Genomic DNA, 20116 nt, shown 5'->3' with positions numbered 1-20116 from the left:
CCAATGGTATTGAGTTACTAACTCCGGCTCGGAAAAATACCCTGCAGAGCAATGCAATAATTCACCACAAGGTAAGGTTGCATGTTGGGATGCGGTTGTCCACCTGTATTGCCTACTGCCGCAGCAGCCATGGTTGCGCCGCCTGTGCTGTTGAACACGACATTGCCGTCGGAATCCTGCGCCCAGAATTTTCCCGCCGGACTGGTTTGAGTTCCAGCGACATTGCTGCAGTTTGCCGTATGACTGTGCAGTGGAATTTGGGCGGTTGTAAGCGCCACGCTTTCTTGTCCTCCGCGTTCTCCCTGGGTATGAACTGAACTCACGTGCATCCCGGCACGGCCGCGAAGATCCGGCAGCGCGAACGTGGTGCGGCCGTCTCCGCCGTACATCGTACCCAATAACGAAAACAGTGCAGCGTTTTGCGCAATCGGCAACAACTGGCCATCGCAACTCGCCCAGCCCTTGGGCGGAAAACCGAACCCAAAGGGCCTAATCTCCCCTAAAAATGGATCGTCCATACTATCCTCTCATTATCTTGTCGAATTCTTGCTGCGAAATGTCCGGTTTCAACTTCTGGGCGGAAATACGCCACGCAACGCAATGCAGAAGTTCAACGCCAGATATGGCTGAAGATTATCGTGCGCTTGCCCGCCGCCGGTAGCGGTAATTGTTCCAGCCGCCATTTGCGCCGGTCCGCTATCGCCATATTCCTTGCTGCCACCCAGATCCTGCGCCCAGAAATTTCCTGCGGGAGCGGGTTTGTTGCCGTCTCCTGCTTGTGCGTTGGCCGGGTGGCTATGCGACGGAATCTGCTGGATTGTCAATGTTTCCGTCGCCGTGCCGCCGGATTCGCCCAGCACGCGGTTAGAAAGACCGCCCCCCTGCCCTGCGCCCATGACGACGTTGCCTTGGAGGTTAGGCAGCGCGAAGGTCGATTTGCCATCGCCGCCATAGGTTGTACCCAGAATCGAAAATAATGCCGTATTGCTGGCAATGGGCAACAACTGCCCATTACACTGCGCCCAGCCCACCGGCGCGAAATTAAATCCAAACGAGCGGATTTCTCCAATATACGGATCACTCATGCAAAGATCTCCTTTTTTCAACAGTTATCCGGATTGCTGTCATCCTAATCTCTGGAAGGATAAATACCTTCAAGCGCGATGATGTAGTTGATGACCAAATAAGGCTGCACATTGTTATGCGGTTGCCCTCCGCCGGTATTGCCGATCGCCGTAGCGGCCATGGTGCTGCTGCTGGCCGTGCTATAGGCTCCGGTATTGCTGCCGGGATCGGTCGACCAATAGCTGTTGATGGGGCTCGCGCTATTGCCGTTGGTATTGGAACAGACCGCTGTATGGTTGTGAGCGGCCAATTGCCCGGCAGTCAAAGTGACTGTTTCACTGCCGCCCAGCTCACCGGTCACCTTGGGACTGAGACCAGGCCCGGTACCTTGATGCAACGGGATACGGCTGGCAAGACTCGGCAAAGCGAAAGTCGATACGCCGTCACCGCCGTAGGTCGTTCCGATGAGTGAAAACAGCGCATCGTTCTCCGCGATTGAAAGCAACTGTCCCTGGCATAGAGCCCAGCCGGCGGGGGCAAAATTGCCAGCAAAAGTCTTGATTTCACCTAAATAGGGATCGGGCATTATTTTCTCCTCGCTCCTGAAAGCACTTCGGTAACAAAATCAACCGTATCAGACTATCTTACGCCGCGCCGCAGCCAATACCGCCGGAACCCCGATCAGCAGCAGCGTGCTTGTCAGCGGTTCCGGAACGGCAGTGGCGATATCCAGCGTGGAGAAATCCAGCCCGGCGCCGTTAAAGGTCGACTCACCGAATAAGCCCAATCCCGGACCTGTCAGGGATAACGCAACATTAACGGTACCCGAGGCCAGTCCGGCGAAGGTTGACGACGGCAGCGTCAGCGTATACACATTATCTTCACGGCTAGCGCCGCCGTGCGATTCAAACAGCGTATTGAGCGCGCTGGTCAGATCCACCCCATTGACGGTAAAGGACGCCACTTGATTTCCGGAAGCAGCGGATTCGTGATCATAAATGCCGAGTATCAAGCTGCCACTAAGGATAGTATCCGCGATTGCGCCGTAGGAAAATGTCCAACTGGCTGAGAAGTTTGAACTGGTATCCCCGCCAATAAATAAACCAAATGGCGCGGGTTCTCCGGCTCCGGCAGTCGTAAAAGGAACGATGTTCATTGTCGCGCCGTCGGCAAAATCCTGATCGCCAAGGGTTACGGTCGTGTTTGCAAGCGCAAACTGCGATCCGGCCATCAGTGCAAGTGCTGCAATTGTTTTTGCAGGTAAATATTTTTTCATTGGAAAGTTCTCCTTGGGATATGCGAATGTTTTTTCTTTGTATTGATAAGATTACAGTCATAGTCATCGGCTTTACGACCGAAACGAGACTGATTCCCGTCAGTCAGTTCAGTTACGTTATACTCTTATATCGTAATCCAGATCAAGGGATTTCTGCAGCGGCAATTCATTATATTATTCATGTAAATAACCGTATTCGACCGGCATTTATTGACTGGTAAAACAAAAACGCCATGCATCCGCTGTGTAAGAACTATCGGTCAAGGAATCCGATGAAAAATGACAACTGAACACACGATCAAACGCAAACTCAAAATCGCCACCACGTCGCTGGCCGGTTGCTTTGGTTGTCACATGTCTTTTTTGGATATGGACGAACGCCTCGCCAGTTTGCTCGAACAGGTTGAATTAGATCGTTCGCCGTTCACCGACATCAAGCACTGCGGCCCGTGCGATATCGGCTTGATCGAAGGCGGCGTGTGCAATGCGGAAAATGTGCACGTGCTGCGCGAATTCCGCGCCAGCTGCAAAATTCTGGTGGCGGTCGGCGCTTGTGCGATCAACGGCGGCGTGCCCGCGATGCGCAATTATTTCGATTTGCAGGATTGTTTGCAGGAAGCGTATCTCACGGGTACCGGCATCACCAACCCGCAGATCCCCAATGACATTGAACTGCCGCTGCTGCTCGACAAGGTGTATCCGGTCAGCGAAATCGTGCCCATCGACTACTTTCTGCCTGGCTGCCCGCCATCCGCAGATGCTTTCCTGCAACTGCTGCAACCGTTACTGGCCGGACAAAAACCGGTGATCGCAACATCCCAGCTACATTACGATTAAGCGCTATGGAACCGGACAAACCCGCCTCGTCACCCGCCACCCGCCGCATCGCTATCGACCCGGTCACACGCGTCGAAGGACACGGCAAAATCACTTTGCTGATCGACGATCACAACCACATCGTCGAAGCGCGTTTCCATATCGTCGAATTCCGCGGTTTCGAGAAATTCATCCAGGGCCGTCCGTACTGGGAAGTACCGTTCTTCGTGCAGCGGCTGTGCGGCATTTGCCCGGTCAGCCACCAACTGGCGGCGGGGAAAGCGGTGGATCAAATCGCCGGGGTGCGGCAACTCACACCGGCGGCGACCAAACTGCGCCGTTTGCTGCATTTCGGCCAGATGCTGCAATCGCACGCATTGCATTTTTTCCACCTGTCGTCACCCGATTTTCTGTTCGGCTTCGGCAGCGATCCGCGCCAGCGCAATATTGCCGGAGTGCTGGCGCAATATCCGGAAATTGCAATGAAAGGCGTCAAATTGCGCAAATACGGCCAGCAAATCATCGAAGCGATCACCGGCAAACGCATTCACGGCACCGGCACCGTACCCGGCGGCATGAACAAAGCACTGACCCTGTCCGAACGCGATGCGCTGCTCGCCGATATCGATGATATTCTGCAATGGAGCCAGGAAGCGCTGACGCTGAACGAGCAAATCCATACCGCGCACCCGGAACACCGCGATTTCGGCACACTGCGCAGCCACTATCTCAGCATGACCGGCAGCAACGGCGAACTGGAGTTCTACCACGGTGGTTTGCGCGCAAATGCCGCCGACGGCAGCTCGATTTTCGATCAGTTCGATTACTGCGATTATCAACAAATCCTCAAGGAAGAAGTGCGTTCGTGGAGCTACCTGAAGTTCCCATATTTTTTCGCATTGGGAACCGAAGAAGGCTGGTACCGCGTCGGCCCACTCGCGCGCATCAACAATTGCGACCGCATCACCACACCGCTTGCCGAAGCGGCGCGCTTGCGCTTCAGAGCCTACGGCAACGGCGGCGCGGTGCACGACACGCTGGCGTACCACTGGGCACGCATGATCGAATTGCTGCACTGCGCCGAATCGATTCACGCATTGCTGCACGATACCGGCATCACCAGCACAGACCTGATGGCGGATAAAAGCGAACGCCAGCCGCAAGGCATCGGCGTCATCGAAGCCCCGCGCGGCACGCTGTTCCATCATTACCAAGTCAACGAAGAAGGCCTGGTCACCCAAGCCAACCTGATCGTCTCAACCACCAGCAACAACCAGGCCATGAACGAATCGGTGCGCGTGGTCGCCAATCAATACCTCGACGGCCAAGAAATCACCGAAGCACTGCTGAACCACCTCGAAGTCGCCGTGCGCGCGTACGATCCCTGTCTTTCCTGCGCCACGCATGCGCTGGGAAAAATGCCGCTGCAAGTGGCATTACAAGACACGACGGGGAAAGTGATTCATCAATTGACGAAAGGGGTGGACGGTGCAGTTCGATGACGAACGAGGTATGCCAATTTGGCTTACCGCCCGACATATTGATTAGGGGTTTGAATGAGCAAGGATGAAGAATACGTCCATTATCAAGAATCTATAACCAGCCTAAATCGCGCCTGGAGAACTATTTGCGAGCTAGAAAATACCAAATCTGGAGGAGCCATTTGGAGCGCAGCTTACCGAATGGCTTTAATCGAGTACTGCAAACCCTTTAAAAAATCGTATGGTTCTAACAATAAAAAATACTCATTCTACGAACCTGCACTTCCAGAACCACTGCTCCAACTTCATAAAGATATAATTAATTTAAGAGATCAGGTACTCGCACACTCGGACATAAATGTTCTTGAAACTTCGATATATAGAAGTGAAAAAAACATATCATCGCTCCCGATAATAGTCTCAAAATTATATAGAAACTGGCCATCCCCAACCCAGATTCGCGCATTAATAGAAGCCGTTTTAGACCAATTCTATGATTCTCAGAAACATTATGAATCACACTATCGTCAAAACCCCTAACAATAACAAGCAAAGAAACAGTCAAACGCTACGCGTTAGCACTGCAATTAAAGGCAGCCACACACGATGACCTGGATTACCACCTGTACAGCGCCGGACCTCGACCACCTCGATATCCCTGTCATCGCGAACTATCTCTTAAATTTGGTGTTCACTTGTCGTGGAGGTCACAACGACCCGCAGGTTCGTTCATACGTGCATGCTTACATTTTGTGTACAGACAAAGCGCTCCGCACCTATAACGCAGGCCGGTCACTCCTGCTCCAATACGCACAATCAGAAAACCGTACGGTCTTGTTATTAGAAGGATTGGCTGATTTCGAAACGTGCATCAGCACAGTGAAGCGTTGCCTATCACTTACGGATAAAATGGCGTCCCATCGTTTGAATCCTGGGATCGAGCGAACGGAGAAGCGCAAACTTGAATCATACCAGAAGGCGATTCGCCCAGTTCGTAATGCTATCGAACACATGGAAAAGGACATCGCCCGAGGCGGGGTTGTACCAGGAACTTCTATCATGCTCGCTGTTACAAACGATGGTTCAACGTTGGAGATCGGTCAGCACCAACTCACGTTTTCAGACCTAGGTGAGTGTCTTATCCAGCTTCATACCCTGGCACAGGCTCTTGCTTCTCGTGAGCACCAAACCTCAGGTACTGATTAGATTTCACTTTATATCCAAACGCAATTTTGGGAATAGTATTGAACATGCGAACAGCATCAACACTAATAGCGAAGTAGTTGGGGATACTCGACTTTGAAGTCGTGGATAGTTGCATTGAGCAACTTTACTTCCGCAACCACCACAGTATCAGTGTCAGCACAACAGAAATCACCAAGCCAGTCATCAGCGGAAAATGAAAGCTGAAATTCTCGCGTTCGATGTGGATATCGCCGGGCAAGCGGCCGAGCGGCAGTTGCGACAGCCAGGGCCACAGCAGGCCGAGCACGAGTAACAAGACTCCGAGTGCAATCAGTAACTGTTGCATGACATTCGCGCTAATTCTGCTTCGGGAATATCAGCTTGTCTGATTCAAAACCCAGTTCTGCGGCTCTGCGCACAAACCGATCCAGCAAGGCATCGCTGACCGTCGGCGTTCTTGCCAGCAGCCACAAGTACGATTTGTCGTAGCTGGTAACAAAGGTGTATTGATAGTCTTCTTTGTCCAGTTCAAACACAATGTATGCGCCATAAAATGGCCCGAAGAAGGAAACTTTCAGATAGCCTTGCTGTGGATCTCTGACGAAGTACGCTTTGCCTTCGGCTTCTTTCCACTTATTTTCCGCCGTTGAGAAGCCCTTGTTGATGACTCTGACACCGCCGTCGTCGCGCAGGAAGTATTCCGCCGTGACATTGTCGAGCCCGCGCTCAAACGAATGGTCAAGCCGAGCGATTTCGTACCATTTTCCCAGATATTTATTGAGCTCAAAGCCGTCAACCGGCGCAACATTCTGTGGAATCGACAAGCACCCGCTGAGCGCAGCGCAGAAAAAAATAATGGATAGCAGTCGCATTTTTATGTACTCACGAAGTGGTTAATGCCGGGTAATCGGTATAGCCCTGTGCGTCCCAGGTATAAAACGTGGCCGGATTGGGCGGATTGAGCGCTGCGCCGGTTTTGATCCGCGCCGGTAAGTCGGGATTTGCCAGAAAGCTAGTGCCGAAAGCCACGGCATCGACTTTTCCGGCGGCGATATCTTCACTTGCTTCATCGCCGCTGTAACCCATATTGCCGATCAGCACGCCTTTATAGTGCTGGCGGATCGGCGTCATCACGTCACCGCTTTGTTGCTGATAGACATCGCCCCGTATCACATGCAAGTACGCCAGGTGATAATCGTTGAGGCGGTTGGCGAGCCAGGCGGATAATCCGGCCGGATCGCTGTCGATCATGCTGTTGTAACTGCTGAGCGGCGAAATGCGCAATCCCACCCGGCCGCTGCCCCATACGGCGCTAACCGCTTCGAGCACTTCCAGCATCAAACGCGCGCGATTTTCAACCGGACCGCCGTAAGGACCGCTGCGCTTGTTCGAGCCATCGCGCAAAAACTCATCCAATAGATAACCATTCGCACCGTGAATCTCAATGCCGTCAAAACCTGCACTTTGGGCATTCTGCGCGGCTTGTTTGAATCCGGCGACGATGCCGGGCAATTCGTCATCGCGCAATTCACGCGGCACGGCATACGGCTTTTTTCCTTCCGGCGTGCGCACTTCATCGGCGATGGCAATGGCACTCGGCGCAACCGGCTGCGCACCGCGATTGAGCAATGGATGGCAGGCTCTGCCGCCATGCCAGAGTTGCAGGAAGATTCTGCCACCGGCGGCATGCACCGCATCGGTCACAAACCGCCAGCCGGTAACCTGCTGCACGGAATGAATGCCCGGTTCTTTCCAAAATGCCGAGTTGCCCTCGATCACCATCGTCGCTTCGGCAATGATCAAACCGGCACTTGCCCGTTGCGCGTAATACTCTGCCATCAGCGCATTCGGAAGGTGCTCATCCCCAGCACGACAGCGCGTTAGTGGCGCCATGAAAATGCGGTTCGGTACCGTCAGCGCACCCAGTTTGAGCGGTGAAAACAACGTATTCATCCACTAAATCTCCCTAAATATTTAATAGGGATCATTTTAGCTTAATTTAATGAGTTACATTTTTTACTGATTTTTTATTATTTTTTTAGAAATAATTTCTTTATCTTTCAGATAGAAAGATAGTAGATGTGAACTAAATGTGAAATTAGTGTGAACTTTTTGTGAAGATTACTATCCAATTGCCGTAAACACTTTTTTTCACTACAACCTCAACACATTTCAAACAAGGAAATTCTCATGAAAACAGGTCATATTTTTATTATTTCGGCATTGGTTATCAGCGGCACATTTTTTGGTGTTTTGTCGGTGTTCAATTTACCGGAATCGGTAACCGAATGGGTTATCTCCGACATCATTCTTGGCACGATTCTGTACGTAAATTATTTGGTCATCGCCATGGCAGCAAGTTCAACCAAAACCAGAACCCATTACTCTGGCAAAAAAGTTACAGCGTAAGACTCTCTCTCCAATAATGGGGTTAAGGCTCTCCGCCTTAACCCCATTTTTTATTCGGCTGCCAAGACCGGTCTTTTTCCAATCATAGCTGTTTGAAACGCTCCGCCGGTTGATCGAGCCAATGAATCAACCCTTGTGTATTCAAGCGGATATCCGAGCGCAGAAGCTCATCAATCGCATCCAGCGGCAACCGGCAACCCTGCTGCGTTAGCCGTTGCAGCAATATTTCCCGTAAAGCTTTTGAAATTACCGTTTGACGGTCTTCATCATTTTTTGCGCGCTGCGCAATTTCGACGTGCGCATCGAGCAATTCATGCAAAGATTGCGCATGGTGCGCGAGATTGCCGATCTGGCTATAGTGGGTCAGGTAAGCGTAGCGTGGCTGATAGCGCATAATGCGGTCAATCGAAGCGTGCGCTGCGGCAGGATCGAACTGCACCGGCGAGGTAGTCGGGAAAACAAATTCCAAACCATTGACGTCGAATTCCCGGTACGAAACGCCGAATGTATCGCCGGTGAAAAAAGACTGGCTGCGCTCATCGAAAATGCAATTATGGTGACGCGCATGCCCCGGCGTATCGAGAAACAGTAATGAACGGCCGTTCAGATCAATGCGGCTTTCATCCGGCGCTTCAATAATCCGCGCGGCGTCGATCGGATAGATCTCACCATACACGCGTTTGAATTCAGCCTCGCCATAAACCCCCATGGCACCGGCGACCAGCCGCGCCGGATTCGCCATATGGCTCGCGCCGCGTGGATGCACAACCAGTTTGGCATTGGGAAAAAGCCGCATACACTCGCTCGCGCCACCGGCATGATCGAGATGGATATGCGTCAATATCACATAAGCGACATCTTCAACGGCGATGTTCTTGTGTTCGAGCGACGCGACGACACCGGGAATGGAAAACGACGTGCCGGTATCCACCAGCGCGGCCGCGCCTTTTTCGACAATCAAGTGAATCGCCGCGCGTTTGGGGCGGTGAAACTGTGCATCAATGGCACTGATGCCATGTTCATAATCTATAACTAGCGGTAATGACATAGTGTTCCGTTTTTTCTCAAACTTTAAAGGATAATGTTGGATATTATTTGGACGGATATTTCAATTGTTCAAGAATCGCGGGGTTTTCCAGCGTGGAAATATCCTGCGTGATTTCCTCGCCTTTGGCGAGCGTGCGCAATAACCGGCGCATGATTTTTCCCGATCGGGTCTTGGGCAGATTTTCTCCGAAACGGATCTCGTCGGGCTTGGCAATCGGGCCGATCTCCTTCGCCACCCAGTCACGCAAAGTATCCGTAATCCGTGCCACTTCTTCGCCGTGCGGATATTTGCCTTTCAATACGACAAACGCAATCACCGCTTCGCCTTTGATTTCATGCGGCTTGCCAACCACCGCCGCTTCCGCCACCAAAGGATGGGCGACCAATGCCGATTCAATTTCCATCGTGCCCAAGCGATGCCCGGAAACGTTCAACACATCATCGATACGCCCCATGATCCAGAAATAGCCATCTTTATCGCGATAAGCGGAGTCGCCCGCCAGATAATATTTTCCATGGCCGGTATCGTCCGGAAAATAGGCTTTTTTGAAACGTTCCGGATCACCCCACAGGGTGCGGATTTGCGAAGGAAAAGGCTTTTTAATCACTAGGAAGCCGCCCTTACCGTTTTCGACCTCGTGACCGGCTTCATCGACAATCGCCGCGAAAATTCCCGGCAACGGAAACGTGCAGGAGCCGGGCTTAAGTGCAACTGCACCCGGTGTTGGCGCGATCATATGACAGCCGGTTTCCGTCTGCCACCAGGTATCGACAATGGGACAACGCGACCGCCCTACTTTTTCATAAAACCATATCCAGGCTTCTGGATTGATCGGCTCCCCGACTGAACCCAATAACCGCAACGACGAAAGATCGTATTGCGCAGGCAGATCACCGCCCAATTTGATCAGCGAGCGGATGGCCGTGGGCGCGGTATAAAAGGTTGTCACTTTATGCTTCTGGATGATTTCCCAAAAACGTCCGGCGTGCGGATAGGTGGGAATTCCTTCGAAAATCACTTGCGTCGCGCCCATGGCCAGCGGCCCGTACGTGACATAGCTATGACCGGTGATCCAGCCGACATCGGCGGTACACCAAAAAATGTCCGTCGGTTTATAGTCAAAAATCCATTGCATGCTAACGATAGCGCCCAGCAAATAGCCCGCGCTGGAATGCTGCACACCCTTGGGCTTACCGGTCGATCCGGAGGTATACAGCGTAAACAAAGGATGCTCGGCATCAACCCATTCCGGTTCGCATTCGCTACCGGCATTCTGGGTAATCTCATGCCACCAGACATCGCGCGGCGGATTAAACGGAATATCTCCGCCGGTGCGTTGATACACTACAATCAATTGCACCGATGTTATGTCATTCATGCGCATGGCTTCGTCAACGGTCGCCTTAAGCGGGTGATGCTTACCGCCGCGCACTTGCTCGTCGGCGGTAATGACTGCTACTGCACCGGCATCGTGAATGCGCTCGTGCAAACTTTTGGCGGAAAAACCGCCGAATACTACGGAGTGAATCGCGCCGATACGGGCGCAGGCTTGCATGGCAACCACCGCTTCAATGCGCATCGGCATGTAAATGACAACCCGGTCACCTTTCTTGATATCGCGTGCTTTCAATGCATTGGCGAGCTGGCAAACCCGTTGATGGAGATCACGGTAGGTCGACCGTATCACCTCGCCGTCGTCGGACTCAAAAATAATGGCGACCTTATCCGCCTGGGTAGCCAGATGCCGGTCAAGGCAGTTATATGAAACGTTTAACTCACCATCGGCGAACCATTTGTAAAACGGCGCATTACGATCATCCAGTACTTGTGTGAAAGGCTTGTGCCAAAGAATCCGCTCTTCCGCCCGTTTGGCCCAGAAATGCTGGTAATCCTGCTCGGCTTCCGCACACAAAGCTTGATAGGCTTGAAAACTGGATACATTGGCCTGGCTAGAAAATTCATCAGAGGGCGGAAAAATACGGGTTTCATTTAAAACTGATTCAATCGTCGACATGCACTATCTCCGGTATTCATTCGTTCAATACACTGAGACGGAATTGTATCATTGGCTCCAAACACCTTATACCTCTTAATTTGGGACAGGTTAAAAACTCCGCCCCAAAAACAGCATTAAACAGGCTATCCGGAGAATACCGGTAAGGCACTGAAAATCGCTGCAAATATTACCCTTGGCGAAAGTTTATGTTTCCTATTTCACAAATATTTGTTAAAATAAAATCAATAAATTCGATGGGCTTTTTCAGCCCATTTTTTATTTGTGGTGGAGCTATGGTATTAGAGGAATTATTGGAATCGACTCTGCAAGGCATGGGTTACGAGTTGGTTGAAGTGGAACGGCTAGCACACAACAAATTATTAAGAATATTTGTCGACAAAGAGGGCGGTATTAACATCGATGATTGTGTGGCAATCAGCAATCATCTCAGCCGGTTGTTTGCAGTTGAAAACATCGATTATGGCCGGCTGGAAGTGTCATCGCCCGGATTAGACAGGCCGTTGCGGAAAGAAGCGGATTTTATCCGTTTCAAAGGAGAAACGGTCAAACTAAAGCTGCGTATCCCGATTCAGGGGCAACGGAATTTTGTGGGAGTTTTGCGGGAAATAAATAATGGCATAATAAAACTGGAAAGCGAAGGAAAATTGTTTGATCTTGAATTGAGTAACCTTGGAAAAGCGCGTTTGGTTCCAAAATTGTAGGTATATAGATTTGGCTGGAGGACTATGAGCCGCGAAATTTTACTGTTGGTTGATGCATTGGCACGCGAGAAAGCGGTGGAAAAAGAGATTGTTTTCACTGCGCTGGAGCTCGCATTGGCATCCGCTACGAAAAAACGATTTCAAGAGGATATCGAGACTCGGGTTTCTATTGACAGAACCACAGGAGATCACCAATCCTTCCGCCGCTGGCTGGTTGTTGAGGATGGCGCCGTGGAAGATCCTGCGCGCCAGATCTCCTTGAGTGATGCAGCAGAAACCGATGCGGACATTCAGATTGGCAGTTTTCTGGAAAAACCGCTAGAACCCATTGAGTTTGGGCGTATCGGCGCACAAGCCGCAAAACAAGTTATTTTCCAGAAAATACGCGACGCCGAACGTGAGCAAACATTGAATGATTTCCTGGAACGCGGAGATTACTTAATTACCGGCACGATTAAACGCATGGAGCGTGGCAATGCCATTATCGAGTCCGGAAAGATCGAAGCGGAGCTCCCTCGCGACCAGATGATACCGAAGGAAAACTTGCGTGTCGGTGACCGGGTCCGGGCTTATCTGCATAAAGTGGATCGCGCTGCCAGAGGGCCGCAATTAAAGCTCTCGCGTAACTCCCCTGAATTTCTGATGAAATTGTTTGAATTGGAAGTGCCGGAGATTGAAGAAGGTCTGCTGGAAATTAAAGCAGCCGCCCGTGATCCCGGATCACGCGCCAAGATTGCCGTCAAATCGAACGATCAGCGTGTCGACCCGATCGGTACTTGCGTCGGCATGCGCGGCTCCAGAGTTCAAGCGGTCATCAGTGAACTGGCTGGCGAACGCGTTGATATCGTGCTGTGGTCGGACGATCCCGCGACTTTTATCATCAATGCACTGGCGCCCGCGGAAATTAGCAGCATCATGGTCGATGAAGAAAAGCACAGCATGGACATCGTGGTCGATGATGATAATCTGGCGCAAGCCATCGGCCGCGGCGGACAGAATGTGCGCTTAGCTTCCGAGTTGACCGGCTGGGAACTTAACATCATGACGGTGGAAGAATCCAAAGCCAAACATGAGCAAGAATCATCGCAAATCTGCCAGCTCTTCATGCAGAAACTCGATGTCGACGAAGAAATCGCGGAAATTCTTGTGCAGGAAGGCTTTGTTACGCTGGAAGAAGTAGCTTACGTGCCATTGAATGAGATGCTGGAAATCGAATCGTTGGATGAAGAAACTGTCACCGAGATCCGCAATCGTGCGCGTAACGTGCTGCTCACGGATGCCATCGCAAATGAAGAAAAAGTTGAGCATGTCGCGGAAGATTTGCTTGCCATAGAAGGTATGGATATTGATATCGTGCGCGAGCTGGCGGCAAAAGGTATTAATACACAAGCCGATTTAGCCGATCTGGCTGCCGATGATCTGGTTGAGATGACCGGTATTGATATTGAACGTGCAAATCAATTAATTATCAAAGCACGTGAACCATGGTTTACTTGATTTAAACACCCGGTTAGTAATAAATTAACCGGGTTGTTGTTTATTTCGGAAGCCTGCTTGTCGTTTTGTTTGTTGAAGGGTTATAAATGGCTCAAATGAGTGTGGAACAATTTGCTAATGAACTGGGTTTGTTACCGGCAGTCCTGCTGGAACAACTTAAAGCTGCCGGCGTAAAAAAAACGCTGGCGGAAGACAGTTTAACCGAGCAAGATAAAGCGCAGTTACTTGATTATCTAAGAAAAACTCATGGCACCACTGAGACCCGCAGCAAAGTCACGTTAACACGCCGCCAAACTTCCGAAATACGTAAATCTGACAGCACAGGCAGGGCACGGACGATTCAAGTGGAAGTCAGAAAAAGACGCGTACTGACAAAACCGGGCATGCCGGACGAAGTTGAAACTCCCCCAGAGGCCGCTAAGCCCATTGAGGCCGTCAGTCCGCCGAGCAAAGAACCTGTCTCCATCATCGATGCGGAACAACTGGCTCTGCGCAACGAAGAAGCGCGCAAGCAAGCGGAATTGATGGCGCGTCAGGCTGAAGAGATTAAACAGAAAAGAGAGCGCAAGAAAGCCGAGTCTGGCAATAAAACCTTAACAGAACCGGAAAAAGCCACTGAGACTGAAGCAGCCCAAACAGCAATCAAACCGGGACCGGCAACACCCGCAGAAGCAGAAATCAGCAGTCCGTCAACCATCGCCAAGAAAACCGAGACCGAACAATCTGCAGATGGCACTCAGGCCGCTTCGACCGACGGAACGCTGCACAAACCGGCGGTAAAACCGGAAGAAAAAGTCGAGAAAAAGAAGAAACAAGCCAAGCAGCAAGTGGTCTGGAAAGATGAAACCACTAAAAAACGCGGTGTCAAAACCCGCGGCGATCTCACCAACGGTCAACAAGGCTGGCGCACACGCAGAGATAAACATAGCAAACCGGCGCATGCCGAAGAGCAGAATATGCACGCCTTTTCCGCACCGACAGAACCGATCGTGCGCGAAATCATGGTTCCCGAAACCATTTCTGTAGGCGCTCTTGCACAAAAAATGTCGGTAAAAGCCGCCGACGTCATCAAAGTATTGATGAAGATGGGCAGCATGGTGACCATCAATCAAATGCTGGATCAGGATACGGCCATGATTGTCGTCGAAGAAATGGGCCATATCGCCAAATATGCCGAGATTGATAATCCCGAGAATTTTCTTGCCGATCACGAATCCTCCACCGGTGAAGCCGAATCGCTCCCGCGGGCACCTGTGGTCACGGTCATGGGGCACGTGGATCACGGTAAAACTTCATTGTTGGACTATATTCGCCGCACCCGTGTCGCCGGTGGTGAAGCGGGCGGAATCACCCAGCACATCGGCGCTTATCATGTAGAAACCGATCACGGCATGATCACCTTTCTCGATACTCCGGGACATGAAGCCTTTACGGCCATGCGTGCACGCGGCACCAAGATCACGGATATCGTTATTCTCGTCGTCGCTGCGGACGATGGCGTTATGCCGCAAACCATCGAAGCCGTTCACCATGCCAAAGCAGCCAAGATCCCCATCATTGTAGCCGTCAATAAAATCGACAAACCCGAAGCCAATCCCGAACGGATCCGACACGAACTGGTTACGCACGAAGTAGTCCCGGAAGATTGGGGCGGCGATACCATGTTCGTCGAGGTATCGGCCAAAACAGGTCAAGGCATTGATAGCCTGCTGGAAAGCATATTGCTGCAAGCCGAAGTGCTAGAACTGAAAGCCCCGGTCAAAACCGCTGCAAAAGGCGTTGTGATCGAATCACGGCTGGATAAAGGCCGCGGCCCGGTCGCAACCATTCTGGTGCAATCCGGAACGCTGAATCGCGGCGATGTGATATTGGCTGGCGCGGTTTTTGGCAAAGTGCGCGGCATGAACGACGAAAATGGTAAAGCGATTAAACAGGCGGGAACATCCATTCCGGTCGAAATTCAAGGATTATCCGAGGTACCTGAAGCCGGTGAAACCGTGCTGGTACTCGATGACGAGCGGAAAGCACGGGAAATCGCACTGTTCCGGCAAGGTAAATACCGTGATGTGAAGCTTGCCAAGCAGCAGGCCGCAAAACTTGAGAATGTTTTTGACCAGCAAGAAGATGTCAAAATCCTATCCTTGATCATCAAAGCCGATGTGCAAGGTTCTTGCGAAGCCTTGGCTTACGCGCTGCAGAAAATTTCAACGGACGAAGTCAAGGTCAATATCATCCACAGTGGCGTGGGCGCGATTATCGAGTCCGATGTCAACCTGTCATTGGCATCCAAAGCCGTCATTATTGGCTTTAATGTCCGCGCGGATGCAAGCGCGCGCAAATTGATCGGTTCCAGTGGCGTCGATGTGCGCTACTACAATATTATTTACGAAGCGGTTGATGAAATTAAAGCGGCACTTTCCGGCATGATGTCGCCCGATCGCAAGGAAAGCATCATCGGTCTCGTCGATATCCGTGAAATTTATCGCATTCCTAAAGTGGGCGTGGTTGCCGGATGTTATGTGCTCGATGGCATCGTTAAAAGAAGCTCACTCGTCAGAGTGTTACGCGATGGTCTGGTAATCCACAGCTGCGAACTCGATTCGCTGAAACGCTTCAAAGATGATGCCAAGGAAGTCCGGGAAGGGTTTGAATGCGGTTTATCGCTAAAAAATTTCAATGATATTCAGGTCGGCGACCAACTGGAAATTTATGAAATTGTCGAGACCGCACGGTCTCTGTAATCAGTATTCTGATTCGCGATAGCCGATATGCCCAGAGATTTTTCCCGTACCCTGCGCGTTGCCGACCAAATACAGCGGGAATTAGCGGATTTGGTACAAAATGAAATCAAAGATCCCCGTGTACGGCTAATCACGATCACGGCCGTCGAAGTGACTCGCGATTATAGTAATGCCAAAGTCTTTTACACCACGTTATGCAATACAGAAGAAAATGTGCTGGTGGAAAAAGGTTTGGAACATGCCAAGGGTTTTTTGCGTACCCATCTCGCCCATCGGATGAAATTAAGAATCACACCGCAACTCCACTTTGTTTTTGATGCATCGGTCGAACGCGGCGTGCGTCTGTCCAAATTAATCGATGAAGCCATCGCGCAAGACAAGGCAACGCACCATCTCGATCCGGAAACCTGAGCAAACCAGTTGACCACCGCACTCATTTGACTAAACCAGCGAAACGCAATATCAGCGGCGTCCTGTTATTGGATAAACCGCTCAATATTTCATCCAACAAAGCCATCCAGATCGCCAAGCATCTTTTCTCCGCAACCAAATGCGGACATACCGGCACACTGGATCCCATGGCGACCGGGTTGCTTCCAGTCTGTTTTGGCGAAGCCACCAAATTCTCATCGGTGCTGCTGGGCGCCAATAAAACCTACGAAACAACCTTGAAACTGGGTTTTATGAGCACCACGGGCGATGCGGAAGGCGAAATCAGTCAAGTGGCCGCAACCGTCCCTAACCCGGCTTTCTCCGAATGCGAACACGTCATACAGGGTTTTATAGGCCCCATCATGCAGACCCCACCCATGTACAGCGCGCTTAAACACCAAGGCAAACCGCTGTATGCCTATGCCAGAAACGGCGAAAACATTGAACGGCAAGCGCGTGAAGTCATCATTCACGGAATACAAATCCAGTCATTACTGCACAATGAATTGCAATTGAATATTCAATGCGGTACAGGTACTTACATCCGGACACTGGCGGAAGATATCGGCAAGGCACTAGGATGCGGTGGCGCGTACCTGCTGAGTTTGCGCCGTACCGCTATCGATCGTTTCCCGGTATCTCAAGCGCACACGCTACCGGCGCTAGAGGAAATGAGCGCTACCGAGAGAGATGCGTGTTTACTGCCGGTCGATTGTTTATTGCAATCATACCCGGCAATAACGCTAGACGATCAGTCGGCATTACTGCTGCAACAAGGCCGCACCGTGGAATATCAACCGGATAGCGACGCTATACCGGCCGGAAAAGTCATACGCTTATATAACCGGCAACACTTCATGGGACTCGGCGAAATCACCGCTAACCAGGAAATAATGGCCAAGCGTTTATTGTCGAATAATTATTGGTCTGAAATGACGGTATAAATTTGCGATCGAAACGAATTCTCCCGGAAATTACCGCAACGCTGAATCGCTTCACATCGCACTCATGCTCAAACCTCTCGAACGCGCTGCCTCAAGCATACTTCCAAACGCCATAACGGCAGAAGAATTCCAATTATCCTACAAAGATTACTCGTTATTTTTTCTGAAAAATAAGCATAATCCTTATATCAATAAGACTTTCCTAAGCACATAATCAAAAGTGCCTAAGTTTGGAATGACTAATGAATGTTTTCATTATGAAAGTTCTGAACTCAGGAGAGTTAATACCACAAATCTGCAATATAAAAAGGAGCAAGACATGATACTAAAAAAACTAGCAATAGCGATTATTGCAATGGGTACTCTCGTCTTTGGAAGCGGTGTTCAAGCAAATACCTATTCATTTGGCCAGTTACTATCCGGTGGCGGCCCTGCGAATGTTCACTTTGCCGATCTGAGTGCTACTGATGATGGCGGAGGAAACTGGACATTTACACTGACCACTTTAGATTTAAATGCAATCTTTGGTACCGATTCATTCATAGGCTCAATGGCAGTGGTAGGCACAGAACCCACATCCAGCTCAACCGATTTAGGTGGAGGCGTGACTGTGGTCAATCCAGCTAGTGGCGGCGGCCCAGGTGGAAGTTTTAATTTCCGTTACGATTTCGGTGATGGCGGGTCATCAGACAGACTGACAGCCAATGAATCAGTAACCTGGCATGTGAGTGGTTTGGGATCCGATCCTTTACCGATTGATGGCCAGTTAGCGCTGCACGTTCAAGCTACATCCTATACACCGGATTCCGCTTGGTACGTTTCACCCGTTCCAGAACCTGAAACCTACGCGATGTTGCTGATCGGATTGGGATTACTTGGTGCTACCATCCGCCGCAAAAAATAAAACCGGTGTCGAATCTGACATTGCTTAAAACAATCCCGCTCAAGAGCGGGATTGTTCTTCATGACATTAAAACAGCGTGGTCTTTTTAACTGTTCCGGTCACACTGGCTCAAGCCGAGCCAAGATTGAAATCAAGAATGGCACTACCGTTATATTGCTGCAAGCTACGCTCGGCAATACGCAATTTGTGCAGCAAAATGGTCAGTTGTGAATAAAACTCGTCGCTGGCAATCAATTGTTGCCATTCATCGCCATCCGGGTCATCCTCGTCGAGATTACGCCAGAAGAGATTGCAGAAGGTATTGAATGGAATCGGCTGACCGGCAATCAAATCCGCTTTGGTTTTATGATTAATCCAACGCTGCCGTCTTTTGATCAAGTCCTCCGCGCCAGCGCAAACAACAACCGACAGATAAGCATACAAATCCGTCGTGCTGCGAATGCTCTGAAGTTCGGGAAATTTTCTTGTGTTGATGGCTTTGGCAATCAATTCCTGTAGCGCCATGGTAGAAACTTTAAGACTTACACCCGTTTGTAATACGTAAATTTTATCAAGGTACATAGGTCATCAAAAATAAAGTAGGAAGCCGTAACCAATGAACCATTCGATTAAGAATCGGGCTTAAGGTTCACTGGTATGTAATTTCTTTGATAATAAAGCTTTCTATTCGATTTCACCACTGCATCCGATCCGGTTAAGCAACGCTGCAATTTCAGCAAACAGCCATTGTTATCATTTGCATCCAAGACACGGGCACCTGCCACTCTTGCCATCAAAACTGAAGTAATGACGGTACGTACAATTTCAAGTACCGGCGAGTGTGTTCCTGCCAACAGCATTCGCGATTACCCCACAATCTGCCGTGGCGCGGCGGCAAGACACGCAATCACTTCGTCATCGCTCACTTGCGGAAAGTCCGTATAAAACTGCCCGACGGCATAAAAATCATCGGGTGCTGACAAACAGACAATGCGATCCGCTTTGCCCTGCAATTTCTTCAGTGTTTCAGGTGGCGCCACCGGTACGGCACAAATCAATTCCGCCGTTTTCTGGTTACGCAAGGCATGCAGTGCGGCAATCATGGTCGAACCGGTAGCCAGTCCGTCATCAACCACAATCACGATGCGCCCTGCGGGATCTATCGGTGCGCGCCCGGGCGTATAGTGCGCGCGCCGCTGCCGGATGGTTTCCAATTGCGCCGATACTTCCTGATCGATGTACGCTTGATCCGCACCGGCCCGTGCGGCATATTCCGTCAAATAAACCCAACCGCTTTCGTCGACGGAACCGATGGCATACTCCGGATTACCGGGAGCGCGGAGCTTACGCACCAGCACCACATCCAGTTCACCGTTCAGCCGCTGCGCAATCGCCTTGGCCATCGGCACCGCGCCACGCGGGATAGCGAGTATCAGCGGATTTTTATCGCGGTATCCGGACAATGCATGCGCCAATTTACCGGCTGCTGCCATGCGGTCGGCGAAAATCATGCTGTGCTCCTTATCGTTATTGTGCAGTGTGTTCCGATTTGATCAATCGCAACGATCGTTCAGATTGATACATTTCTTCCGGCAAAAATACTACAATAAAACTACATTTT

Annotated in this window: 21 protein-coding genes; 10 read left to right on the top strand and 11 right to left on the bottom strand. The window is 50.7% G+C overall.

Annotation, left to right across the window (positions count from 1 at the left end; translation table 11 throughout):
- Positions 1 to 17: 17 nt before the first annotated feature.
- The 4 genes from R2103_RS04565 to R2103_RS04550 are packed head-to-tail and all read right to left on the bottom strand — an operon-like array spanning position 18 to position 2341.
- Positions 18 to 518 (bottom strand): phage tail protein, encoded by a 501-nt coding sequence (locus tag R2103_RS04565; protein ID WP_317530337.1) that lies wholly within the window; start codon positions 516 to 518, stop codon positions 18 to 20.
- Between the two features lie 48 nt (positions 519 to 566).
- Positions 567 to 1085, bottom strand: a complete 519-nt coding sequence (locus R2103_RS04560; RefSeq protein WP_132426104.1) for a phage tail protein — start codon at positions 1083 to 1085, stop codon at positions 567 to 569.
- Between the two features lie 44 nt (positions 1086 to 1129).
- Complete coding sequence (locus R2103_RS04555) at positions 1130 to 1651, bottom strand: phage tail protein (RefSeq protein ID WP_317530336.1); 522 nt, start codon at positions 1649 to 1651, stop codon at positions 1130 to 1132.
- 48 nt (positions 1652 to 1699) lie between these two features.
- The gene (locus R2103_RS04550) at positions 1700 to 2341 is read right to left on the bottom strand and encodes a hypothetical protein (RefSeq protein ID WP_317530335.1); all 642 of its coding nucleotides are present in this window, start codon (positions 2339 to 2341) and stop codon (positions 1700 to 1702) included.
- A gap of 279 nt (positions 2342 to 2620) precedes the next feature.
- Here R2103_RS04550 and R2103_RS04545 point away from each other — a divergent pair, with 279 nt between their 5' ends.
- The 3 genes from R2103_RS04545 (at position 2621) to R2103_RS04535 (ending at position 5844) form a co-directional block, all read left to right on the top strand.
- Positions 2621 to 3178, top strand: a complete 558-nt coding sequence (locus R2103_RS04545) for an NADP oxidoreductase (RefSeq protein ID WP_317530334.1) — start codon at positions 2621 to 2623, stop codon at positions 3176 to 3178.
- A gap of 5 nt (positions 3179 to 3183) precedes the next feature.
- Entirely contained in the window at positions 3184 to 4659 is a 1476-nt protein-coding gene (locus tag R2103_RS04540; RefSeq protein ID WP_317530333.1) for a Ni/Fe hydrogenase subunit alpha, read from the top strand.
- A 585-nt stretch (positions 4660 to 5244) separates the two neighbouring features.
- Positions 5245 to 5844, top strand: coding sequence for a hypothetical protein (locus tag R2103_RS04535; RefSeq protein WP_317530332.1), 600 nt, complete (start codon positions 5245 to 5247; stop codon positions 5842 to 5844).
- A gap of 124 nt (positions 5845 to 5968) precedes the next feature.
- On the opposite strand, the gene R2103_RS04530 is transcribed toward R2103_RS04535, so the two are convergent.
- From R2103_RS04530 to R2103_RS04520, 3 genes are read right to left on the bottom strand one after another with little or no spacing between them, the layout of a single operon-like run.
- The gene (locus R2103_RS04530; protein WP_317530331.1) at positions 5969 to 6169 is read right to left on the bottom strand and encodes a DUF2905 domain-containing protein; all 201 of its coding nucleotides are present in this window, start codon (positions 6167 to 6169) and stop codon (positions 5969 to 5971) included.
- A gap of 10 nt (positions 6170 to 6179) precedes the next feature.
- Positions 6180 to 6695 (bottom strand): lipocalin family protein, encoded by a 516-nt coding sequence (locus R2103_RS04525; RefSeq protein WP_317530330.1) that lies wholly within the window; start codon positions 6693 to 6695, stop codon positions 6180 to 6182.
- Between the two features lie 10 nt (positions 6696 to 6705).
- The gene (locus R2103_RS04520) at positions 6706 to 7776 is read right to left on the bottom strand and encodes an alkene reductase (RefSeq protein ID WP_317530329.1); all 1071 of its coding nucleotides are present in this window, start codon (positions 7774 to 7776) and stop codon (positions 6706 to 6708) included.
- A gap of 237 nt (positions 7777 to 8013) precedes the next feature.
- Here R2103_RS04520 and R2103_RS04515 point away from each other — a divergent pair, with 237 nt between their 5' ends.
- The gene (locus R2103_RS04515; RefSeq protein ID WP_108698212.1) at positions 8014 to 8232 is read left to right on the top strand and encodes a C4-dicarboxylate ABC transporter; all 219 of its coding nucleotides are present in this window, start codon (positions 8014 to 8016) and stop codon (positions 8230 to 8232) included.
- An 82-nt stretch (positions 8233 to 8314) separates the two neighbouring features.
- On the opposite strand, the gene R2103_RS04510 is transcribed toward R2103_RS04515, so the two are convergent.
- Together R2103_RS04510 and acs are read right to left on the bottom strand one after the other, a co-directional pair.
- Positions 8315 to 9280 carry an MBL fold metallo-hydrolase gene (locus R2103_RS04510; RefSeq protein ID WP_317530328.1) on the bottom strand — a complete coding sequence of 322 codons (966 nt, stop codon included), beginning with the start codon at positions 9278 to 9280 and terminating at the stop codon, positions 8315 to 8317.
- A 43-nt stretch (positions 9281 to 9323) separates the two neighbouring features.
- Positions 9324 to 11294, bottom strand: a complete 1971-nt coding sequence (gene acs / locus R2103_RS04505) for an acetate--CoA ligase (RefSeq protein ID WP_317530327.1) — start codon at positions 11292 to 11294, stop codon at positions 9324 to 9326.
- A gap of 275 nt (positions 11295 to 11569) precedes the next feature.
- Between acs and rimP the strand changes: the two genes are divergently transcribed.
- The 6 genes from rimP (at position 11570) to R2103_RS04475 (ending at position 18516) form a co-directional block, all read left to right on the top strand.
- Entirely contained in the window at positions 11570 to 11998 is a 429-nt protein-coding gene (gene rimP / locus R2103_RS04500) for a ribosome maturation factor RimP (RefSeq protein WP_132426344.1), read from the top strand.
- A 24-nt stretch (positions 11999 to 12022) separates the two neighbouring features.
- Positions 12023 to 13495 carry a transcription termination factor NusA gene (gene nusA / locus R2103_RS04495; protein ID WP_317530326.1) on the top strand — a complete coding sequence of 491 codons (1473 nt, stop codon included), beginning with the start codon at positions 12023 to 12025 and terminating at the stop codon, positions 13493 to 13495.
- Positions 13496 to 13581: 86 nt separating this feature from the next.
- Entirely contained in the window at positions 13582 to 16236 is a 2655-nt protein-coding gene (gene infB / locus R2103_RS04490) for a translation initiation factor IF-2 (protein ID WP_317530325.1), read from the top strand.
- A 27-nt stretch (positions 16237 to 16263) separates the two neighbouring features.
- The gene (rbfA, locus tag R2103_RS04485) at positions 16264 to 16647 is read left to right on the top strand and encodes a 30S ribosome-binding factor RbfA (protein ID WP_317530324.1); all 384 of its coding nucleotides are present in this window, start codon (positions 16264 to 16266) and stop codon (positions 16645 to 16647) included.
- Between the two features lie 26 nt (positions 16648 to 16673).
- Positions 16674 to 17612 (top strand): tRNA pseudouridine(55) synthase TruB, encoded by a 939-nt coding sequence (truB, locus tag R2103_RS04480; protein ID WP_317530323.1) that lies wholly within the window; start codon positions 16674 to 16676, stop codon positions 17610 to 17612.
- Positions 17613 to 17931: 319 nt separating this feature from the next.
- Complete coding sequence (locus tag R2103_RS04475) at positions 17932 to 18516, top strand: PEP-CTERM sorting domain-containing protein (protein ID WP_317530322.1); 585 nt, start codon at positions 17932 to 17934, stop codon at positions 18514 to 18516.
- Positions 18517 to 18624: 108 nt separating this feature from the next.
- Here the strand turns inward: R2103_RS04475 and R2103_RS04470 are convergent, their stop codons facing one another.
- Both R2103_RS04470 and R2103_RS04465 read right to left on the bottom strand, forming a co-directional pair.
- Positions 18625 to 19077, bottom strand: coding sequence for a hypothetical protein (locus tag R2103_RS04470; protein WP_317530321.1), 453 nt, complete (start codon positions 19075 to 19077; stop codon positions 18625 to 18627).
- A 284-nt stretch (positions 19078 to 19361) separates the two neighbouring features.
- Complete coding sequence (locus R2103_RS04465) at positions 19362 to 20006, bottom strand: phosphoribosyltransferase (protein WP_317530320.1); 645 nt, start codon at positions 20004 to 20006, stop codon at positions 19362 to 19364.
- Positions 20007 to 20116 lie beyond the last annotated feature (110 nt).

The organism is Nitrosomonas sp. Is24 (assembly GCF_033063335.1).
Taxonomy (GTDB): Bacteria; Pseudomonadota; Gammaproteobacteria; order Burkholderiales; family Nitrosomonadaceae; genus Nitrosomonas.
Note: the sequence above shows the minus strand (reverse complement) of the source record. Positions and strands in the feature narration are given on the sequence as shown.

Bases quoted from the DNA above. Each gene is read 5' to 3' on its own strand.
- R2103_RS04565 (WP_317530337.1), bottom strand. From the start codon at position 518: ATGGACGATCCATTTTTAGGGGAGATTAGGCCCTTTGGGTTCGGTTTT.
- R2103_RS04560 (WP_132426104.1), bottom strand. From the start codon at position 1,085: ATGAGTGATCCGTATATTGGAGAAATCCGCTCGTTTGGATTTAATTTC.
- R2103_RS04555 (WP_317530336.1), bottom strand. From the start codon at position 1,651: ATGCCCGATCCCTATTTAGGTGAAATCAAGACTTTTGCTGGCAATTTT.
- R2103_RS04550 (WP_317530335.1), bottom strand. From the start codon at position 2,341: ATGAAAAAATATTTACCTGCAAAAACAATTGCAGCACTTGCACTGATG.
- R2103_RS04545 (WP_317530334.1), top strand. From the start codon at position 2,621: ATGACAACTGAACACACGATCAAACGCAAACTCAAAATCGCCACCACG.
- R2103_RS04540 (WP_317530333.1), top strand. From the start codon at position 3,184: ATGGAACCGGACAAACCCGCCTCGTCACCCGCCACCCGCCGCATCGCT.
- R2103_RS04535 (WP_317530332.1), top strand. From the start codon at position 5,245: ATGACCTGGATTACCACCTGTACAGCGCCGGACCTCGACCACCTCGAT.
- R2103_RS04530 (WP_317530331.1), bottom strand. From the start codon at position 6,169: ATGCAACAGTTACTGATTGCACTCGGAGTCTTGTTACTCGTGCTCGGC.
- R2103_RS04525 (WP_317530330.1), bottom strand. From the start codon at position 6,695: ATGCGACTGCTATCCATTATTTTTTTCTGCGCTGCGCTCAGCGGGTGC.
- R2103_RS04520 (WP_317530329.1), bottom strand. From the start codon at position 7,776: ATGAATACGTTGTTTTCACCGCTCAAACTGGGTGCGCTGACGGTACCG.
- R2103_RS04515 (WP_108698212.1), top strand. From the start codon at position 8,014: ATGAAAACAGGTCATATTTTTATTATTTCGGCATTGGTTATCAGCGGC.
- R2103_RS04510 (WP_317530328.1), bottom strand. From the start codon at position 9,280: ATGTCATTACCGCTAGTTATAGATTATGAACATGGCATCAGTGCCATT.
- acs (WP_317530327.1), bottom strand. From the start codon at position 11,294: ATGTCGACGATTGAATCAGTTTTAAATGAAACCCGTATTTTTCCGCCC.
- rimP (WP_132426344.1), top strand. From the start codon at position 11,570: ATGGTATTAGAGGAATTATTGGAATCGACTCTGCAAGGCATGGGTTAC.
- nusA (WP_317530326.1), top strand. From the start codon at position 12,023: ATGAGCCGCGAAATTTTACTGTTGGTTGATGCATTGGCACGCGAGAAA.
- infB (WP_317530325.1), top strand. From the start codon at position 13,582: ATGGCTCAAATGAGTGTGGAACAATTTGCTAATGAACTGGGTTTGTTA.
- rbfA (WP_317530324.1), top strand. From the start codon at position 16,264: ATGCCCAGAGATTTTTCCCGTACCCTGCGCGTTGCCGACCAAATACAG.
- R2103_RS04475 (WP_317530322.1), top strand. From the start codon at position 17,932: ATGATACTAAAAAAACTAGCAATAGCGATTATTGCAATGGGTACTCTC.
- R2103_RS04470 (WP_317530321.1), bottom strand. From the start codon at position 19,077: ATGTACCTTGATAAAATTTACGTATTACAAACGGGTGTAAGTCTTAAA.
- R2103_RS04465 (WP_317530320.1), bottom strand. From the start codon at position 20,006: ATGATTTTCGCCGACCGCATGGCAGCAGCCGGTAAATTGGCGCATGCA.